Source organism: Butyrivibrio fibrisolvens (genome assembly GCF_023206215.1).
GTDB classification, from domain to species: Bacteria; Bacillota; Clostridia; order Lachnospirales; family Lachnospiraceae; genus Butyrivibrio; species Butyrivibrio fibrisolvens_C.
In genome coordinates this window covers 3,977,172-3,990,686 of the sequence record NZ_CP065800.1, presented here as the reverse complement: position 1 = coordinate 3,990,686, position 13,515 = coordinate 3,977,172, and the positions used below count along the sequence as shown (strand labels likewise).

The 13,515-nt window shown below is 39.9% G+C and carries 12 protein-coding genes and 1 riboswitch; of the genes, 10 read left to right on the top strand and 2 right to left on the bottom strand.

Translation table 11 applies throughout. From position 1 onward, the window contains the following. Nucleotides 1-19 precede the first annotated feature (19 nt). From I7804_RS16755 to I7804_RS16740, 4 genes are all read left to right on the top strand, one after another. A complete protein-coding gene (locus I7804_RS16755) occupies nucleotides 20-2,317 on the top strand; it encodes a GH1 family beta-glucosidase (RefSeq protein WP_248404247.1) in 2,298 nt (765 codons plus the stop codon). Nucleotides 2,318-2,525: 208 nt separating this feature from the next. Beyond that, nucleotides 2,526-3,140: a TetR/AcrR family transcriptional regulator gene (locus tag I7804_RS16750; protein WP_248404246.1), complete on the top strand. Its 615-nt coding sequence runs from the start codon at nucleotides 2,526-2,528 to the stop codon at nucleotides 3,138-3,140. Between the two features lie 25 nt (nucleotides 3,141-3,165). After that, on the top strand, nucleotides 3,166-3,885 hold the full coding sequence (locus I7804_RS16745; RefSeq protein ID WP_027205095.1) for an ABC transporter ATP-binding protein: 720 nt from the start codon (nucleotides 3,166-3,168) through the stop codon (nucleotides 3,883-3,885). Between the two features lies 1 nt (nucleotide 3,886). Further along, nucleotides 3,887-6,556, top strand: coding sequence for an ABC transporter permease (locus tag I7804_RS16740; protein ID WP_248404245.1), 2,670 nt, complete (start codon nucleotides 3,887-3,889; stop codon nucleotides 6,554-6,556). A 196-nt stretch (nucleotides 6,557-6,752) separates the two neighbouring features. Here the strand turns inward: I7804_RS16740 and I7804_RS16735 are convergent, their stop codons facing one another. Beyond that, complete coding sequence (locus tag I7804_RS16735) at nucleotides 6,753-7,121, bottom strand: hypothetical protein (RefSeq protein WP_248404244.1); 369 nt, start codon at nucleotides 7,119-7,121, stop codon at nucleotides 6,753-6,755. 186 nt (nucleotides 7,122-7,307) lie between these two features. Then, nucleotides 7,308-7,399, top strand: a riboswitch (ZMP/ZTP riboswitch). A gap of 153 nt (nucleotides 7,400-7,552) precedes the next feature. Here I7804_RS16735 and I7804_RS16730 point away from each other — a divergent pair. From I7804_RS16730 to I7804_RS16710, 5 genes are all read left to right on the top strand, one after another. Continuing rightward, complete coding sequence (locus I7804_RS16730) at nucleotides 7,553-8,263, top strand: IMP cyclohydrolase (protein WP_034454226.1); 711 nt, start codon at nucleotides 7,553-7,555, stop codon at nucleotides 8,261-8,263. A gap of 146 nt (nucleotides 8,264-8,409) precedes the next feature. Beyond that, nucleotides 8,410-9,588 (top strand): phosphoribosylaminoimidazolecarboxamide formyltransferase, encoded by a 1,179-nt coding sequence (locus I7804_RS16725; RefSeq protein WP_248404243.1) that lies wholly within the window; start codon nucleotides 8,410-8,412, stop codon nucleotides 9,586-9,588. A gap of 173 nt (nucleotides 9,589-9,761) precedes the next feature. Further along, a complete protein-coding gene (locus tag I7804_RS16720) occupies nucleotides 9,762-10,106 on the top strand; it encodes a phenylpyruvate tautomerase MIF-related protein (RefSeq protein ID WP_073388567.1) in 345 nt (114 codons plus the stop codon). Nucleotides 10,107-10,205: 99 nt separating this feature from the next. After that, nucleotides 10,206-10,616, top strand: a complete 411-nt coding sequence (locus I7804_RS16715) for a peptide deformylase (RefSeq protein WP_022758447.1) — start codon at nucleotides 10,206-10,208, stop codon at nucleotides 10,614-10,616. A 98-nt stretch (nucleotides 10,617-10,714) separates the two neighbouring features. Beyond that, nucleotides 10,715-11,242: an NUDIX domain-containing protein gene (locus I7804_RS16710; protein ID WP_248404242.1), complete on the top strand. Its 528-nt coding sequence runs from the start codon at nucleotides 10,715-10,717 to the stop codon at nucleotides 11,240-11,242. Here I7804_RS16710 and I7804_RS16705 read toward each other — a convergent pair whose 3' ends face one another. Beyond that, nucleotides 11,243-12,637 carry an aspartate ammonia-lyase gene (locus I7804_RS16705; protein ID WP_248404241.1) on the bottom strand — a complete coding sequence of 465 codons (1,395 nt, stop codon included), beginning with the start codon at nucleotides 12,635-12,637 and terminating at the stop codon, nucleotides 11,243-11,245. Nucleotides 12,638-13,038: 401 nt separating this feature from the next. On the opposite strand from I7804_RS16705, the gene I7804_RS16700 reads away from it, so the two are divergent. After that, entirely contained in the window at nucleotides 13,039-13,509 is a 471-nt protein-coding gene (locus I7804_RS16700) for an Lrp/AsnC family transcriptional regulator (protein ID WP_073388562.1), read from the top strand. The last annotated feature ends 6 nt before the right edge of the window (nucleotides 13,510-13,515 follow it).

The window sequence follows — 13,515 nt, the reverse complement described above, 5'->3', positions numbered from 1 at the left end:
AGTACAAGGATGGTTTTAAATGTTTAGAGATGATTTTGTCTGGGGAGTTGCAGCAAGTGCATATCAGACCGAAGGTAGAGATGTAAACGACGGCGCAGGTGTCAGTATCTGGGATACTTTTGTCAGGAAAGGAAAGATCGCTGACGGATCCAATGCAGATGTTGCCTGCGATATGATACACAGATACAAAGAAGACTTCGCTATCATGAAGACTATGGGAGTTAAGGCTTATAGATTCTCTATAAGCTGGAGCAGGCTCATACCTGATGGCATCGGAGAAGTGAATGAGGCAGCAGTCTCTTTCTACAGGGATATGCTCATTACTATGAGAGAAAATGGCATAAAGCCTTTTATCACACTATTTCATTGGGAGTACCCACAGGCTCTTGAAGATAAGGGCGGCTGGGTGAATCCTGAAAGTCCAAAATGGTTTGAAAGATATGCTCAGGTAGTTGGAGATAACTTCGCAGATCTATGCGACGACTTTATAACATTCAATGAGCCTCAGTGTACGATCAACCTTGGATATGTAAGAGGATATCATGCTCCTGGCAAGGAACTTCCTCTTAAGGATACACTATTTGCAGCTCATAACCTTCTTAAGGCTCACGGCCTTGCTGTTAAGGTATTAAGACAGAAGGCTCCAAATGCCCGCATAGGATATGCTCCTACCTGCGGCGTAGCCTATCCTGCAAGTGATGCTCCTAAAGATATCGAGGCTGCTAAGAGAAGGTACTTTGGATTCGATGAAGATCTTGCTAACTGGGGCTGGAATGTATCATGGTTCCTGGATCCCGTGATCCTTGGAAGATATCCTCAGGAAGGCATAGATCTGTTCAAAGATGACCTCTTCGAGATAACCAAGGAAGACATGGAGCTTATATCTCAGCCCATAGACTTCATAGGCCAGAATATCTACAATGGATATCCTATCAAGGCCGGAGATAAGGGCGAGATAGTATATGAAAAAAGAGATAGAGGCTATAACCAGACAGCAATGGGATGGCCTATAACTCCTTCTTGCCTGTACTGGGGACCTAAGTTCCTCTATGAGAGATATCACAAGGACATCCTCATCACAGAAAATGGCATGGCATGCTGCGATTATCCAGCTCCTGACGGTGCTATTCATGACGGCGAGAGGATAGCTTTTCTTGATAAATATATCAGTAACCTTCAGAAGGCAGCAGATGAGGGAGCTTCCATCATGGGATATTTCCACTGGAGCTACTGTGACAATTTCGAATGGACTGACGGATACACTAAGAGATTTGGACTTGTATATGTGGACTATCCAAGCCTTAAGCGTACTATCAAGGATTCAGGCTTCTGGTTCAAAGAAGTAATGGAGACTAATGGTAAGAACCTGTCTATTAATAACAGCTGTAAGGAGCCTCTTTTCTTAGAGCCGCACTTCACTCACAATATCTGGGGCGGAACTAAGCTAAGAGATGTGTTCGGATATAACATAGAAGGCGACGATATAGGCGAGTGCTGGGGCATAGCAGCTCATCCTAACGGAAAATCTGTTGTTAAGAGCGGAACATTTAGAGGTGTAAGTCTGGATGATCTGTATAGAGATCATAGTGAGCTTTTTGGTACAAAGCATGATAAGTTCCCGCTTCTTACCAAGATAATCGATGCCAAGTCAGATCTTAGCATACAGGTACATCCTGATGATGAGTATGCAGATGCCAATGAAAACGGCTCTCTTGGTAAGACTGAATGCTGGTACGTCCTTGACTGCGATGAGGATGCAAGCCTTGTAGTAGGACACAATGCAGCTACAAGACAGGAACTTGCTGATATGATGGATCAGGGCAGATGGAGCGAACTTATAAGAGAAGTTAAAATAAGTAAAGGCGACTTCATCCAGATAGATCCAGGTACAGTACATGCTATAAAGGGCGGAGTAGTAGTCCTTGAAACCCAGCAAAACAGCGATATAACCTACAGACTCTATGACTATGACAGAATCTGGAACGGATCTAAACGCGAGCTTCATGTTGATAAATGTAAGGATGTTATAACAGTCCCTGCCAAGGACCTTTCAGATGCCATAATACATGATACTGACAAGGAGCAGGGCATAAGGCTCCTAAACAGCTGCAAATATTATGAAGTTTCAAGAGTTAATGTAACTTCTAAGCTTGATATTGAAGTAAGCGACAAGTACCTTCTCTTCTCAGTAATAGAAGGCACAGGCCTTCTTGGAAGTCATCCTCTTAAAAAGGGCGATCACTTCATCCTTCCTGTAGGATTTGGAACTGCAAGATTTGCAGGTGATATGAAAATGATCATGTCTTGCGAAGCATAAAATAATAGACTATTATCTGTGACAATCATACTCCCGATCAAGATCAGGTGTCTAAATGACAGCAAACTGATTTTGATCGGGAGTTTTTATGCCTATGGCGCTTATAAATCAGGATATATGAGAATTTTGTTTTGACAAAAATATTTTAAGGAGTTAAGATAACAGTGTTATGTACATAACACTGTTATCTATTTTTAGGGAGGCCTACATGTCTACAAAAGAAAAGGAAGAAACCAGAGCCAAGATCATGGCTGCAGCAAAAGAAGAGTTTTCAGAATATGGTTTTGAGAAAGCATCTTTAAGAAGAATATGCTCAAAAGCCGGATGTACTACGGGCGCAATTTATTTTTTCTTCAAAGATAAAGATGAACTTTTTTGCGAAATAGTAAATCATGTGCTGATTCCGGTACAAACTGCCGTTGCAGAACATATTTTGGAGGACAAAGAAAATAGTAGCCATATCTTGGTAGAGTCTGATTTTGAACATGAAATTGCCTTGGCAGATAAGCTTGTAGATATCTTATATTCTCACCGCGAAGAAGCAATGATACTGCTTACCAAATCTGCAGGCTCATCTTTGGAGAAGGCCCCGGATATGATCATTGCAGAACTTGAAAAAGAATATGGTGAGCTGGCAACAGTCTATGCAAGGCAAGAAGGCAAAAAGGTAGATGAATACATGGTACATTGGCTGTCACATCTACATGTGGAAGCCTATATACATCTTGTTACTCATGAGGAGGACGTTAAGGCTGCCAAGAAAAGAACCCGCAAGATCATGCTCTTTTTAGTCAGAGGGTGGCTGGACTGTATACTGATGTAATTACCGGAAGTGAAGGAGAAAGGAAGTGAATAAAGTAGTGAATAAAGTGTCTTTAAGAAATGTGTCAAAGATTTACAACGTGGGTGAGAAGGAGTATCGAGCTCTTGATCATGTTGATCTGGATATAGAAGAGGGCAAGCTTGTAGTAATACTTGGTCCTTCAGGTGCTGGTAAATCCACACTTCTTAACCTGATAGGCGGTATGGATACACCTTCTGAGGGGGAAGTAATCGTTAATGGTGAGAATATAACAGGGTATTCCGAGAACAAGCTAAGCGATTTTAGAGCTAAGTCTGTTGGATTTATATTCCAGTTCTATAACATTCTTCCATCTCTTACCGTAAAAGAGAACGTTGAGCTTATCAATGAAATTGTTAAAGATCATCTGGATGCTGCTGAAGCTCTTGAGGATGTGGGCTTATCAGAGCATATGTACAAGTTCCCCAATCAGCTTTCAGGCGGTGAACAGCAGCGCGTATCTATTGCAAGGGCTATAGCCAAGAATCCTGCGCTCCTTCTATGCGATGAGCCAACAGGAGCCCTTGATTCTCAAACAGGTGTGATGATCCTTAAGATATTAAAGAAGCAGACTACCAAAGAAAGAGGCAATAACACAGTTATTATCGTTACGCATAATGCTCTTATTGCTGATATCGCTGACGTTGTTATACGTGTCAAGAATGGCAGGATAAAGAGTGTTGAGAAGAACTTAAACCCGGCAAACATAGATGAGGTTCAATGGTAATATGCTTAGGAAAAAAATATTCAGAGATATAAAAAGAAACTTTGGACAGTTTTTTACTATTTTTGCCATGGTATTTTTGGCGATCATGGCTTTTTCAGGAATAAGTGCTTTTTCAGATGGACTTAAATACTCATCAGTTGAGTTCTATGAGAAGAATAATCTTGAAGATCTATGGCTTTATAGCGAGAATTTTACCACTGATGATATAGATACAATAAAAGCTTTAGATAATGTAACTGACGTAGAAAGATATCTGACTATGCCAGGCTCAGTAGATATTAACAGTAAGGAAGGCTCTGAACCTTTGAATATTCAGATGGAGCTTAATTTCCTGGATGGCGAAGATGATGTTAAGAATATATCATCGATGTATCTTAGAGATGGTGAAGAATATAGCCCTGACAAAGATGGCGTTTGGATAGGATACTATTTTGCCAAAGCAAGGGGGATTAAAGTTGGTGATGAACTTACATTTTATGTTGAAGGTTATGAATTTACTGAGACAGTAAGAGGAATCGTATCATCTCCTGATCACGTATATACAGTATCTGATTCCTCTGTTATATTCCAGAATGCCGCAGACTTTGGATGGGCATATCTGTCAATAAATGAGTTCCCTAAAGAATACCTCTATGATGAGATTCTAAAAGAAGATGATGTTGCAGAAATGCTTGATAGCGCAGCTGACATTCAGGAGGCTGTAGATGCATATACATCAATGGGAGCTGATATAGATTTTGTCAAAGGTGAGCTTGATATAGATGAGGATGTGGATCTTGAGACAGCTTTGGACAAAGCTGAACTTATTAATTCCGGGAAGGCTTCTGTATCAGATAAAGAGGCATTCATTAAAGCTTTAGATCCTGATTTTAAATTGGAAGACTGCTATGTTTATCCAAATGCTATAGTTGATGTTACAGGCACCGCGCCAAATCCATATATTGATTCTAAAGAATTAATACAATTCGAAGATAAACTTAAATCTGTAAAAAATGAAATCTATGAACTTGATGATACTTCTATAAGTGCAATTACTGATAGAGACGTGTGGGGATCTTATGCGTCATTAAAGGCTGAGTCAGAAGAGGGTGATACATATTCCGGTATGTTCTCATTCTTGTTTGTATTTATCGCCGGGCTTTCTGTAGTGACAACAATGAGCAGATTTGTTAAGAAGCAAAGAGTACAAATAGGAACCTTAAAGGCACTGGGATTTAGAAACGGGAGAGTTACAATCCATTATATCGCGTATGGCTTTTGGGTAAGCCTTATGGCGGCTGTTTTGGGACTTGTAATAGGAGGCCCTGTACTAGGTCAGCCATTTCTGAATATGGAACTGTCTATGTTTGACCTGCCCGGTGCTCACAGATGTATTCTTAGTAAGAACTATATTATCGCTATAATGATCGTGGCAGCTATTACGATAATAACTTACCTGTCCATAAAGAGTATCTTGAAAGAATCTGCTGCGCAAACTCTCAGACTTGAAGTCCCACATATTAAAATAAAAGCCAAAGAAGGCGGCAAAGGATTAAGCACAAGACTTCCATTTTCTGTAAAGTGGAACTTAAGAGATATCCTTAGAAGCAGATCCCGCAGCATTATGGCTATAGTTGGCGTTATGGGTTCAACTTTACTTATAGTAATGGCATTTGGTATGCAGGATTCTCTCAATCATTATCTTGAATGGGAGTTTGATAATATACAGGCTTATAACTATAAACTCACGCTCTCAGAGAATGTTTCTGATGATAGACTAGGAGAACTGTTTGATGCATATGGAGATGCAAGTAGCCAGACAGTTGCAATTGAGTATAAAGATACTGATGGCAATATCATTACATCAGCAATAACTGTCAATGATTCTGATGGCTATCTCAGAGTATCCGGCCATGATACATCAACTTATGATATTAATGATGGAATCTCGGATAATACTAAAGGCGATATTAATGAAGAAGGAGCCTTATATGCCACAGAAAAGCTCCTTAAAGAAAACAATCTGTCATTAGGAGATACTCTGACTTGGAGGATCATGGGAGAGGATGACTGGTATGAAACCAAGATCGTATCCGCATACAGAGATCCTCAAAACCAGCAGTTCTCTATGACAAGAGCTGCATTTGAAGGTCTTGGTGAGACTTACGTCTGCGATACGATCTACACAGATGATGACCTTAGTGATATCACGGATTCTGACATAGACGGAGTATCTACGATCACCTCTATTGAGTCTATGAAAGAGCAGATGAATTCTATGTTAGAAATGATAAGCAGTATGATAGTTCTACTTATAGCCATATCAGCGATTCTTGGCTTTATCATAATCTACAACATGGGAATCCTTGCTCTAAGCGAGAAGATGTACCAGTTTGCAACACTTAAAGTGCTGGGATTTAAATTCCGCAAGCTTGCACTTATATATACCCAGCAGAATCTCTGGCTTACGATAATAGGTATCATACTAGGGCTCCCCCTAGGCTATGAATTTACTGATTTTATGTTCAAATATGCCATTGGTGATAATTACGATTTCTTCGCCAATATAGACCTGTCAGCTTATCTGATCGCTATAATAGGTACCCTTATGATCATGCTTGTAACAAGCATAGTATTGTCACGCAGCCTTAAGAAGGTAGATATGGTTGCAAGCCTTAAGGCTAATGAGTGATAAAATGTGATTCTTGTTGATTGTAATAATCATAATAAAAGGAGCCTTTCTGAGGCTCCTTTTATGTATAAGTCAAATTTTTGAAGAAGAATTTCACATATATAAACCAAGATATCTTTCGTGTGGCCAAATAGATCGCGCTTTTATTGAAAAAAGATTTATTAAAGGTACGTAAGGTTCTATGAAGGGAGGCCTGTTAATTACTGTCTCCTATCGATTCAGCTGTAATTCCTTTTTCTTTAAGCAATGCTAGAAGACGGGCATTTTCTTCAGCAAGGGTATTGTTTTCTTTTGCAAGATTATAGATTTCTTTAGTAAGATCTTCATTTTCTTTGGTGAGTTTTTCTAAACACTCTTTCTGATACTTCTCATGAGCAATGTTATCTTCTCTGACTCTGCATTGTTCCCTTATGGCATAATCAGAGTTTGACAAAAATATAGTTTCTGCTGTGGAATTCATGGATGGATTTTCTTTAGTTATCATCTTGATTTCCTCCCAGGTAGTTGCTTTGAAAAGTTTGGCCCAAGTGTCAACTTTTTGCTTCTTATCTTCAAGTCTAGCCATGTCTGTGTGATTTAATTCTATCACAAAGAGATTAAATTTGGCAGTGTACAGATAATTGTCAGCAGCATTTCGAAGCTGGTATCTAGCAAAGAATTCCGGGTGATCTTCGAAAACTCTCACAATCCTAAAACATTCTATCTAGTTTGTAAAAATGACTTGCACTTTTTGTGACAATCGTGTATAGTTTAGGTGCTGTACAACTGGCGGAATAAAATGGCGCAAAAGCCATGGGGAGTACGGCCTAAGTTTGAATTATGTCGACCGCCTGGGCAACCTGTATTTGGGATGCTCAGGCGGTTTTTCTATATTGTAATTCCGTTGTGATGCATTCAGTTAACCTAAGAAGAGTGATGATATTCGCTCACACGGCTTGTACTGCGAGCTATGCAGGCTGTGCTTCTAACTTTTTCACTCGCAAAGAGAGGACTATCATGACAGATTTACAGAAAGAACTTTCAGGCAATTCTTATCCGGGACGTGGTATTGTTATTGGCACAAGTGCTGATGGCAAGTATGCTGTATGCGCATATTTCATCATGGGCAGAAGTGTTAACAGCCGTAACCGCGTATTCGTAACAGACGGAACAGGAATCCGCACACAGGCATTCGATCCTTCCAAGATGGAAGATCCAAGCCTTATCATCTATGCACCTGTAAGAACATACGGTTTTTACACAATCGTAACTAACGGTGATCAGACAGATACTATCTATGATGGCCTTTCAACAGGCAAGACTTTTGAAGAGTCACTCAGAAGCCGTGAGTTTGAGCCTGATGCTCCAAACTACACACCTCGTATATCAGGCCTTATGCATGTGATCACAGGTAAGTATGACTATGCTCTTTCTATTCTTAAGAGCGATCACGGCGATCCATCCAATTGCCAGAGATTCACATATTCTTATGAAAATCCTAAGGCTGGCGAAGGTTATTTTATCCACACATACATGGGTGATGGCAACCCGCTTCCAAGCTATGAGGGAGAGCCTACACTTGTAAACATCGAGGGCGATATCGACACATTCACAGAGAATGTATGGAATGCTCTTAATGAAGATAACAAGGTATCTCTTTTCACAAGATTCATCAATATCGCAACAGGCGAGTATGAGACAAGGATCGTTAACAAGAATAAAGACTGATAATAGTAAAAAAATATTTTTGGAAATGCATTTCATTTATGTGACGTAAGGGTCAAAAGAAGCTTTTAAGACTATGTCTTTTCTATTGTTATATTTGAATAAGTAACATTGAATGATAATGCGTATGAGAGAATGGGAGAATTAATATGAACGAATTACAGTTAAAATATGGTTGCAACCCTAATCAGAAGCCTTCCAGAGTATACATGGAGGATGGAAGTGATCTTCCTATCGAAGTTCTTAACGGCAAGCCCGGATATATCAACCTCCTTGATGCATTTAACGGCTGGCAGCTGGTTTCTGAGCTTAAGAAGGCTACAGGACTTCCTGCAGCAACATCTTTTAAGCATGTATCACCTGCAGGAGCAGCAGTAGGACTTCCTCTTACAGATATTGAGAAGAAGATCTACTGGGTAGAGGATATGGGAGAGCTTACACCTATAGCATCTGCATATGCAAGAGCCAGAGGCGCTGACAGAATGTCTTCATTTGGAGATTTCATCTCACTTTCTGACAAGTGCGACCTTGCAACAGCAAAGCTTATCAAGAGAGAAGTATCTGACGGTGTCATCGCTCCTGACTACGATGATGACGCTCTTGAAATTCTTAAAGCTAAGAAGAACGGTAACTACGCAGTTATCAAGATAGATCCAAACTATGTACCTGCACAGCTTGAGAAGAAGCAGGTATTTGGAGTAACATTCGAGCAGGGACACAACTTCATCGAGATCGGTGACGATATGCTCTCTAACATAGTTACTGAAAACAAGGAGCTTCCTGAGCAGGCTAGGATCGATCTTATCATCTCTCTTATCACACTTAAATATACACAGTCTAACTCTGTATGCTATGTTAAGGGCGGCCAGGCAATCGGTATCGGAGCTGGTCAGCAGTCACGTATCCATTGCACAAGACTTGCAGGTAATAAGGCTGATAACTGGTTCCTTCGTCAGTGTCCTAAGGTTCTTGAGCTTCCTTTCCTTGATTCTATCAGAAGAGCAGATAGAGACAATGCTATAGACCTTTACATCGGTGAGGACTATATGGACGTACTTGCAGAAGGCAAGTGGCAGAACATCTTCAAGACCAAGCCTGAAGTATTCACAGCTGAGGAAAAGAGAGCATGGCTTTCCAAAAACACAGATGTAGCTCTTGGCTCAGACGCTTTCTTCCCATTTGGTGACAACATCGAGCGTGCCTTTAGAAGCGGTGTTAAGTATGTAGCTCAGCCTGGCGGATCTGTACGTGATGACAACGTTATCGAAGCTGCTAACAGCCACGATATGGTTATGGCATTTACAGGAATGAGATTCTTCCATCACTAATTGGAAGTTTTGGGAAAAGAAATATAGATTTTTGGAAAAGGATCGGTATGTATTTCCGGTCCTTTTTTGTATACAATAGTAGATGTTGACTACATCTAAATCCAATAAGGAATCAAAAAACAGTAAATAAGTATTTATAGTAAGAAGCCAAAAGGTACTAAGGAGGACTAATTATGCCATTCATTTCAACTAAAACTAACGTAACAATATCTAAAGAAAAAGAAACTCAGCTCAAGGAACGCCTCGGTCAGGCAATATCAATCATCCCTGGAAAGAGCGAGAGTTGGCTTATGCTGGCGATTGAGGGAGATATTCCTATGTATTTCAGAGGTGATGGATCTGAGCCTACAGCATTCATTGAAGTTAAGATATACGGAAGCGCATCATCTGATGTTTATGACAAGATGACTCAGGAACTTACAGGGATATATGGAGACGTTCTTGGCGTAGCTCCAGACCACATGTATATCAGATACTTCGGATCAGATGATTGGGGATGGAATGGTAATAATTTCTGATTCGCAAAAATGGAAAATATTTAAATTTGCGAAATGAAAATTATGAGTCAGTCACACTTAATTGGCTTTAAAGGCTCATAAAATAGGAGATTTCAAGATATGGTTAAACAGATAGTTAAGGATCCTTTTTTCTTACAAAAGAAATCTGAAAAAGCTACAGAAGCGGACAAGCAGGTAATAGAGGATCTTCTTGATACATTAAGAGCCAATCAGGACAGATGCGTTGGTATGGCGGCGAACATGATCGGCGCCTGTAAAACGATTATAGTGGTAGCTATGGGGCCATTCCATGTTGCTATGGTCAATCCCGTAATTACTAAGAAAAGCGGAGCGTATCAGACCCAGGAGAGTTGCCTGTCACTAGAAGGTGTAAGGCCATGCACCAGATATAAAGAGATCGAGGTAGATTATCTTGATAAGGACTTTAAGCCGCAGCACGGAAAATATAAAGATTTTACTGCACAGATAATCCAGCATGAGATTGATCATTTTTCGGGAATTCTTATTTGATTTACGTAAAGGACAAAAGTTACATCAAATAGAAGATGCTCGAGATTGAATAATATTATACGCTGCACATATATACTAAATGAAACGAGATAATAAAAATGGAATACATAGACATCTTTACAAGGGACGGACAATACACAGGAGTAACAAGACCCAAGCATGATCCTAAAAAGCGCGGGGAATATTACAGACATGTACTCGTGATCATGAAGACAACAGACAGCCCTGCGCCGGGAGAAGGCGAGGGGCTGTATATTGTTCAGCAAAGATCTCTCAAAGCCAGATTCTATCCCGGTATGTGGGATATGACAGGAGGCGCTGTGATGGCAGGAGAGCTGCAAGAGGCAGCAGCCATCAGAGAAGTCAAAGAGGAACTTGATATAACTATTTCTCCTGAAGAGCTGAAACTTGGTTTTGAGAGGATCGTTGATTGGGACGATGGCACAGGACTTCTTTTGTCTGTATTTATGTGCAGAGTAGATGTTCCTGAGAACGGCTTTAAGTTTGATCCCCATGAAGTCAACGATGTGAAAGTTATGCCATTCCATGAATTTCTCTATCATGTGTCGGATCACAACGACGAGGACTTCTGTAATGGCCTTAAAGAGATCGAGAAAAAGCTATGACTATGCTGAGCGGATCATTCCGACCATGCTCATAGGGTCAAGAATCACATCGAGTTTTTCAGGATCCATGAGCTTTTGTTCAAGTACGATTTCTCTTATGGTCTTTTCTTCGTGGAGGGCTTGTTTGGCTATACTTGCAGATTTTTGATATCCAAGTATAGGACTTAGAGCTGTAGCAATACCTACACTTCCTTCTTCAAGCTCTTCACAATGATCTGAGTTTGCAGTTATTCCTTTTATACAATTATCTATTAGGGTTGTTACAGCATGAGTCAGAACTGTAATGGACTCGAAAAGCTGGTAGAAAACTACAGGTTCAAAAGCGTTAAGCTCAAGCTGCCCTGCTTCTGCCGCCATGGCAATTGTTGTATCATGACCTATAACAAGAAAAGCCGCCTGAGTCACTACTTCGGGAATAACAGGATTAACTTTTCCCGGCATTATGGATGATCCATTCTGCTTGGCTGGAAGATTTATTTCATGAAGACCACATCGCGGGCCTGATGAAAGAAGCCTTAAGTCATTGCACATTTTGGAAAGGCTTACAGCACAGGCCTTTAGTGCGCCTGATATTTCTACAAAACTGTCAAGGTTCTCTGTGGCATCAAAAAGATCTGCGGCTTTGGTAAGATAATGACCGAATTCTTTGCTGAGAATCTTGGCTATATTTCTCTCGTAATAATCTGATGCATTTATGCCGGATCCTATTGCAGTAGCACCTATATTTATTGTATGCATCTCAAGACAGGAATTTTCCAATCTGCTACAGCACCTGTCTATCATAGATGCATAGCCACCAAAACTTTCTCCCAGAGTCATGGGGACGGCATCTTGAAGCTGTGTTCTTCCCATCTTGATAACATATCTGAACTGTAATGCCTTTTCATACAGAGTGCTTTCAAGTCTTCTAAGTTCATCAGTTAAAGGCTGCATAAGCCTGATCACAGTCATTTTACCTGCTGTTGGGATAACATCATTGGTTGACTGCGCCATATTTACATGATCATTTGGATGGATCTTATCATAATAGCCAAGCTTTCCACCAAGAAGTTCATTAGCCCTGTTGGCGATCACTTCGTTCATATTCATATTTGCGCTGGTTCCTGCGCCGCCCTGAACTGCATCTACGATAAAATCATCTTTAAAATATCCTTTTATTACTTCTTCAGCTGCGCTGCATATTGCCTTGGCTTTGTCATAGTCTAAAAGTCCGGCTTTATAATTGGTTATTGCCGCAGCTTTTTTAATAAGTGCCAGATTATTCAAAAATTCTGAATTCATCATATTGCCTGTTATTGCAAAGTTTTGTTTGGCTCTAAGAGCCTGTACTCCATAATATGCCTTTTCAGGTACTTCGAGTGATCCGATTGAATCTGATTCGATTCTCTTTTTCATAATAATCTCCTTTTGAAAAAAAGCGCTCTAACAGGACTTAGTGTCTTGTTAAAGCGCCGTTGCTTTGTTGATCATATTTAACCTCATGTCGCGAGTGAAACGAGCGACTAATGGTTCAAATTGATGGAGCTCGCGTCATCAATTTGGTTTTGAAAGTGGAACACTTTCAATCTTAATACCTTTGAGAGCTTATTGTAAATACTTAAGTCGTTTTGATGATTTTATAACGAATAATAGGTCTTCAACTTAATTAAATAAACTTTTTAGACAGAATAGTTTGAAAAATTAGTTTGCAAGGATAAAACCAAAAGTGCTAACATCATTTTATGCAAAGGAGCAGAAGCATTTTGTTTTCTGCTCCTTCTTTTTTATTAGTAATATATCATGAGGAGGATTTTATTATGTATGATATAAAACTTGATAAGACAGATCTGAAGATTCTTCAGATGATAGAAAATGATGCAAGGGTATCTTTAAAAGAGCTTGCCAGTGCCAATTATATGTCTTCTCCCGGAGTAGCGGCACGTATGCGGAGATTGGAAGAACTGGGACTGATCAAAGGTTATCATACAGAAGTTGATTATTCACTTCTTGGTTACAATATCAAGGCTTTTATCAACCTTGAAGTAAACCCCAAAGATAAAGTTTCATTCTACCCGTATATAAAGGAAATACCAAACGTGGTCGAATGTAGCTGTGTCACAGGTGATTATTCAATGCTGCTTAAGGTTCTTTTTAGAAAACCAGAAGAACTGGATCATTTGATCAATGAGCTTCAGCAGTTTGGAAGAACTAAAACGCTTATAGCATTTTCAACTCCTGTGGAACACCGTCCATTACCCTTGGAAAAAATAGGAAAGAGTAATATTTAACAATAA

What these genes read in the sequence shown, in the direction of transcription:
- I7804_RS16705 (WP_248404241.1), bottom strand. Translation starts at nt 12,637, where the DNA reads ATGAAAAAGAGAATCGAATCAGATTCAATCGGATCACTCGAAGTACCT.
- I7804_RS16715 (WP_022758447.1), top strand. Translation starts at nt 10,206, where the DNA reads ATGGTTAAACAGATAGTTAAGGATCCTTTTTTCTTACAAAAGAAATCT.
- I7804_RS16725 (WP_248404243.1), top strand. Translation starts at nt 8,410, where the DNA reads ATGAACGAATTACAGTTAAAATATGGTTGCAACCCTAATCAGAAGCCT.
- I7804_RS16710 (WP_248404242.1), top strand. Translation starts at nt 10,715, where the DNA reads ATGGAATACATAGACATCTTTACAAGGGACGGACAATACACAGGAGTA.
- I7804_RS16735 (WP_248404244.1), bottom strand. Translation starts at nt 7,121, where the DNA reads ATGGCTAGACTTGAAGATAAGAAGCAAAAAGTTGACACTTGGGCCAAA.
- I7804_RS16755 (WP_248404247.1), top strand. Translation starts at nt 20, where the DNA reads ATGTTTAGAGATGATTTTGTCTGGGGAGTTGCAGCAAGTGCATATCAG.
- I7804_RS16700 (WP_073388562.1), top strand. Translation starts at nt 13,039, where the DNA reads ATGTATGATATAAAACTTGATAAGACAGATCTGAAGATTCTTCAGATG.
- I7804_RS16730 (WP_034454226.1), top strand. Translation starts at nt 7,553, where the DNA reads ATGACAGATTTACAGAAAGAACTTTCAGGCAATTCTTATCCGGGACGT.
- I7804_RS16740 (WP_248404245.1), top strand. Translation starts at nt 3,887, where the DNA reads ATGCTTAGGAAAAAAATATTCAGAGATATAAAAAGAAACTTTGGACAG.
- I7804_RS16720 (WP_073388567.1), top strand. Translation starts at nt 9,762, where the DNA reads ATGCCATTCATTTCAACTAAAACTAACGTAACAATATCTAAAGAAAAA.
- I7804_RS16750 (WP_248404246.1), top strand. Translation starts at nt 2,526, where the DNA reads ATGTCTACAAAAGAAAAGGAAGAAACCAGAGCCAAGATCATGGCTGCA.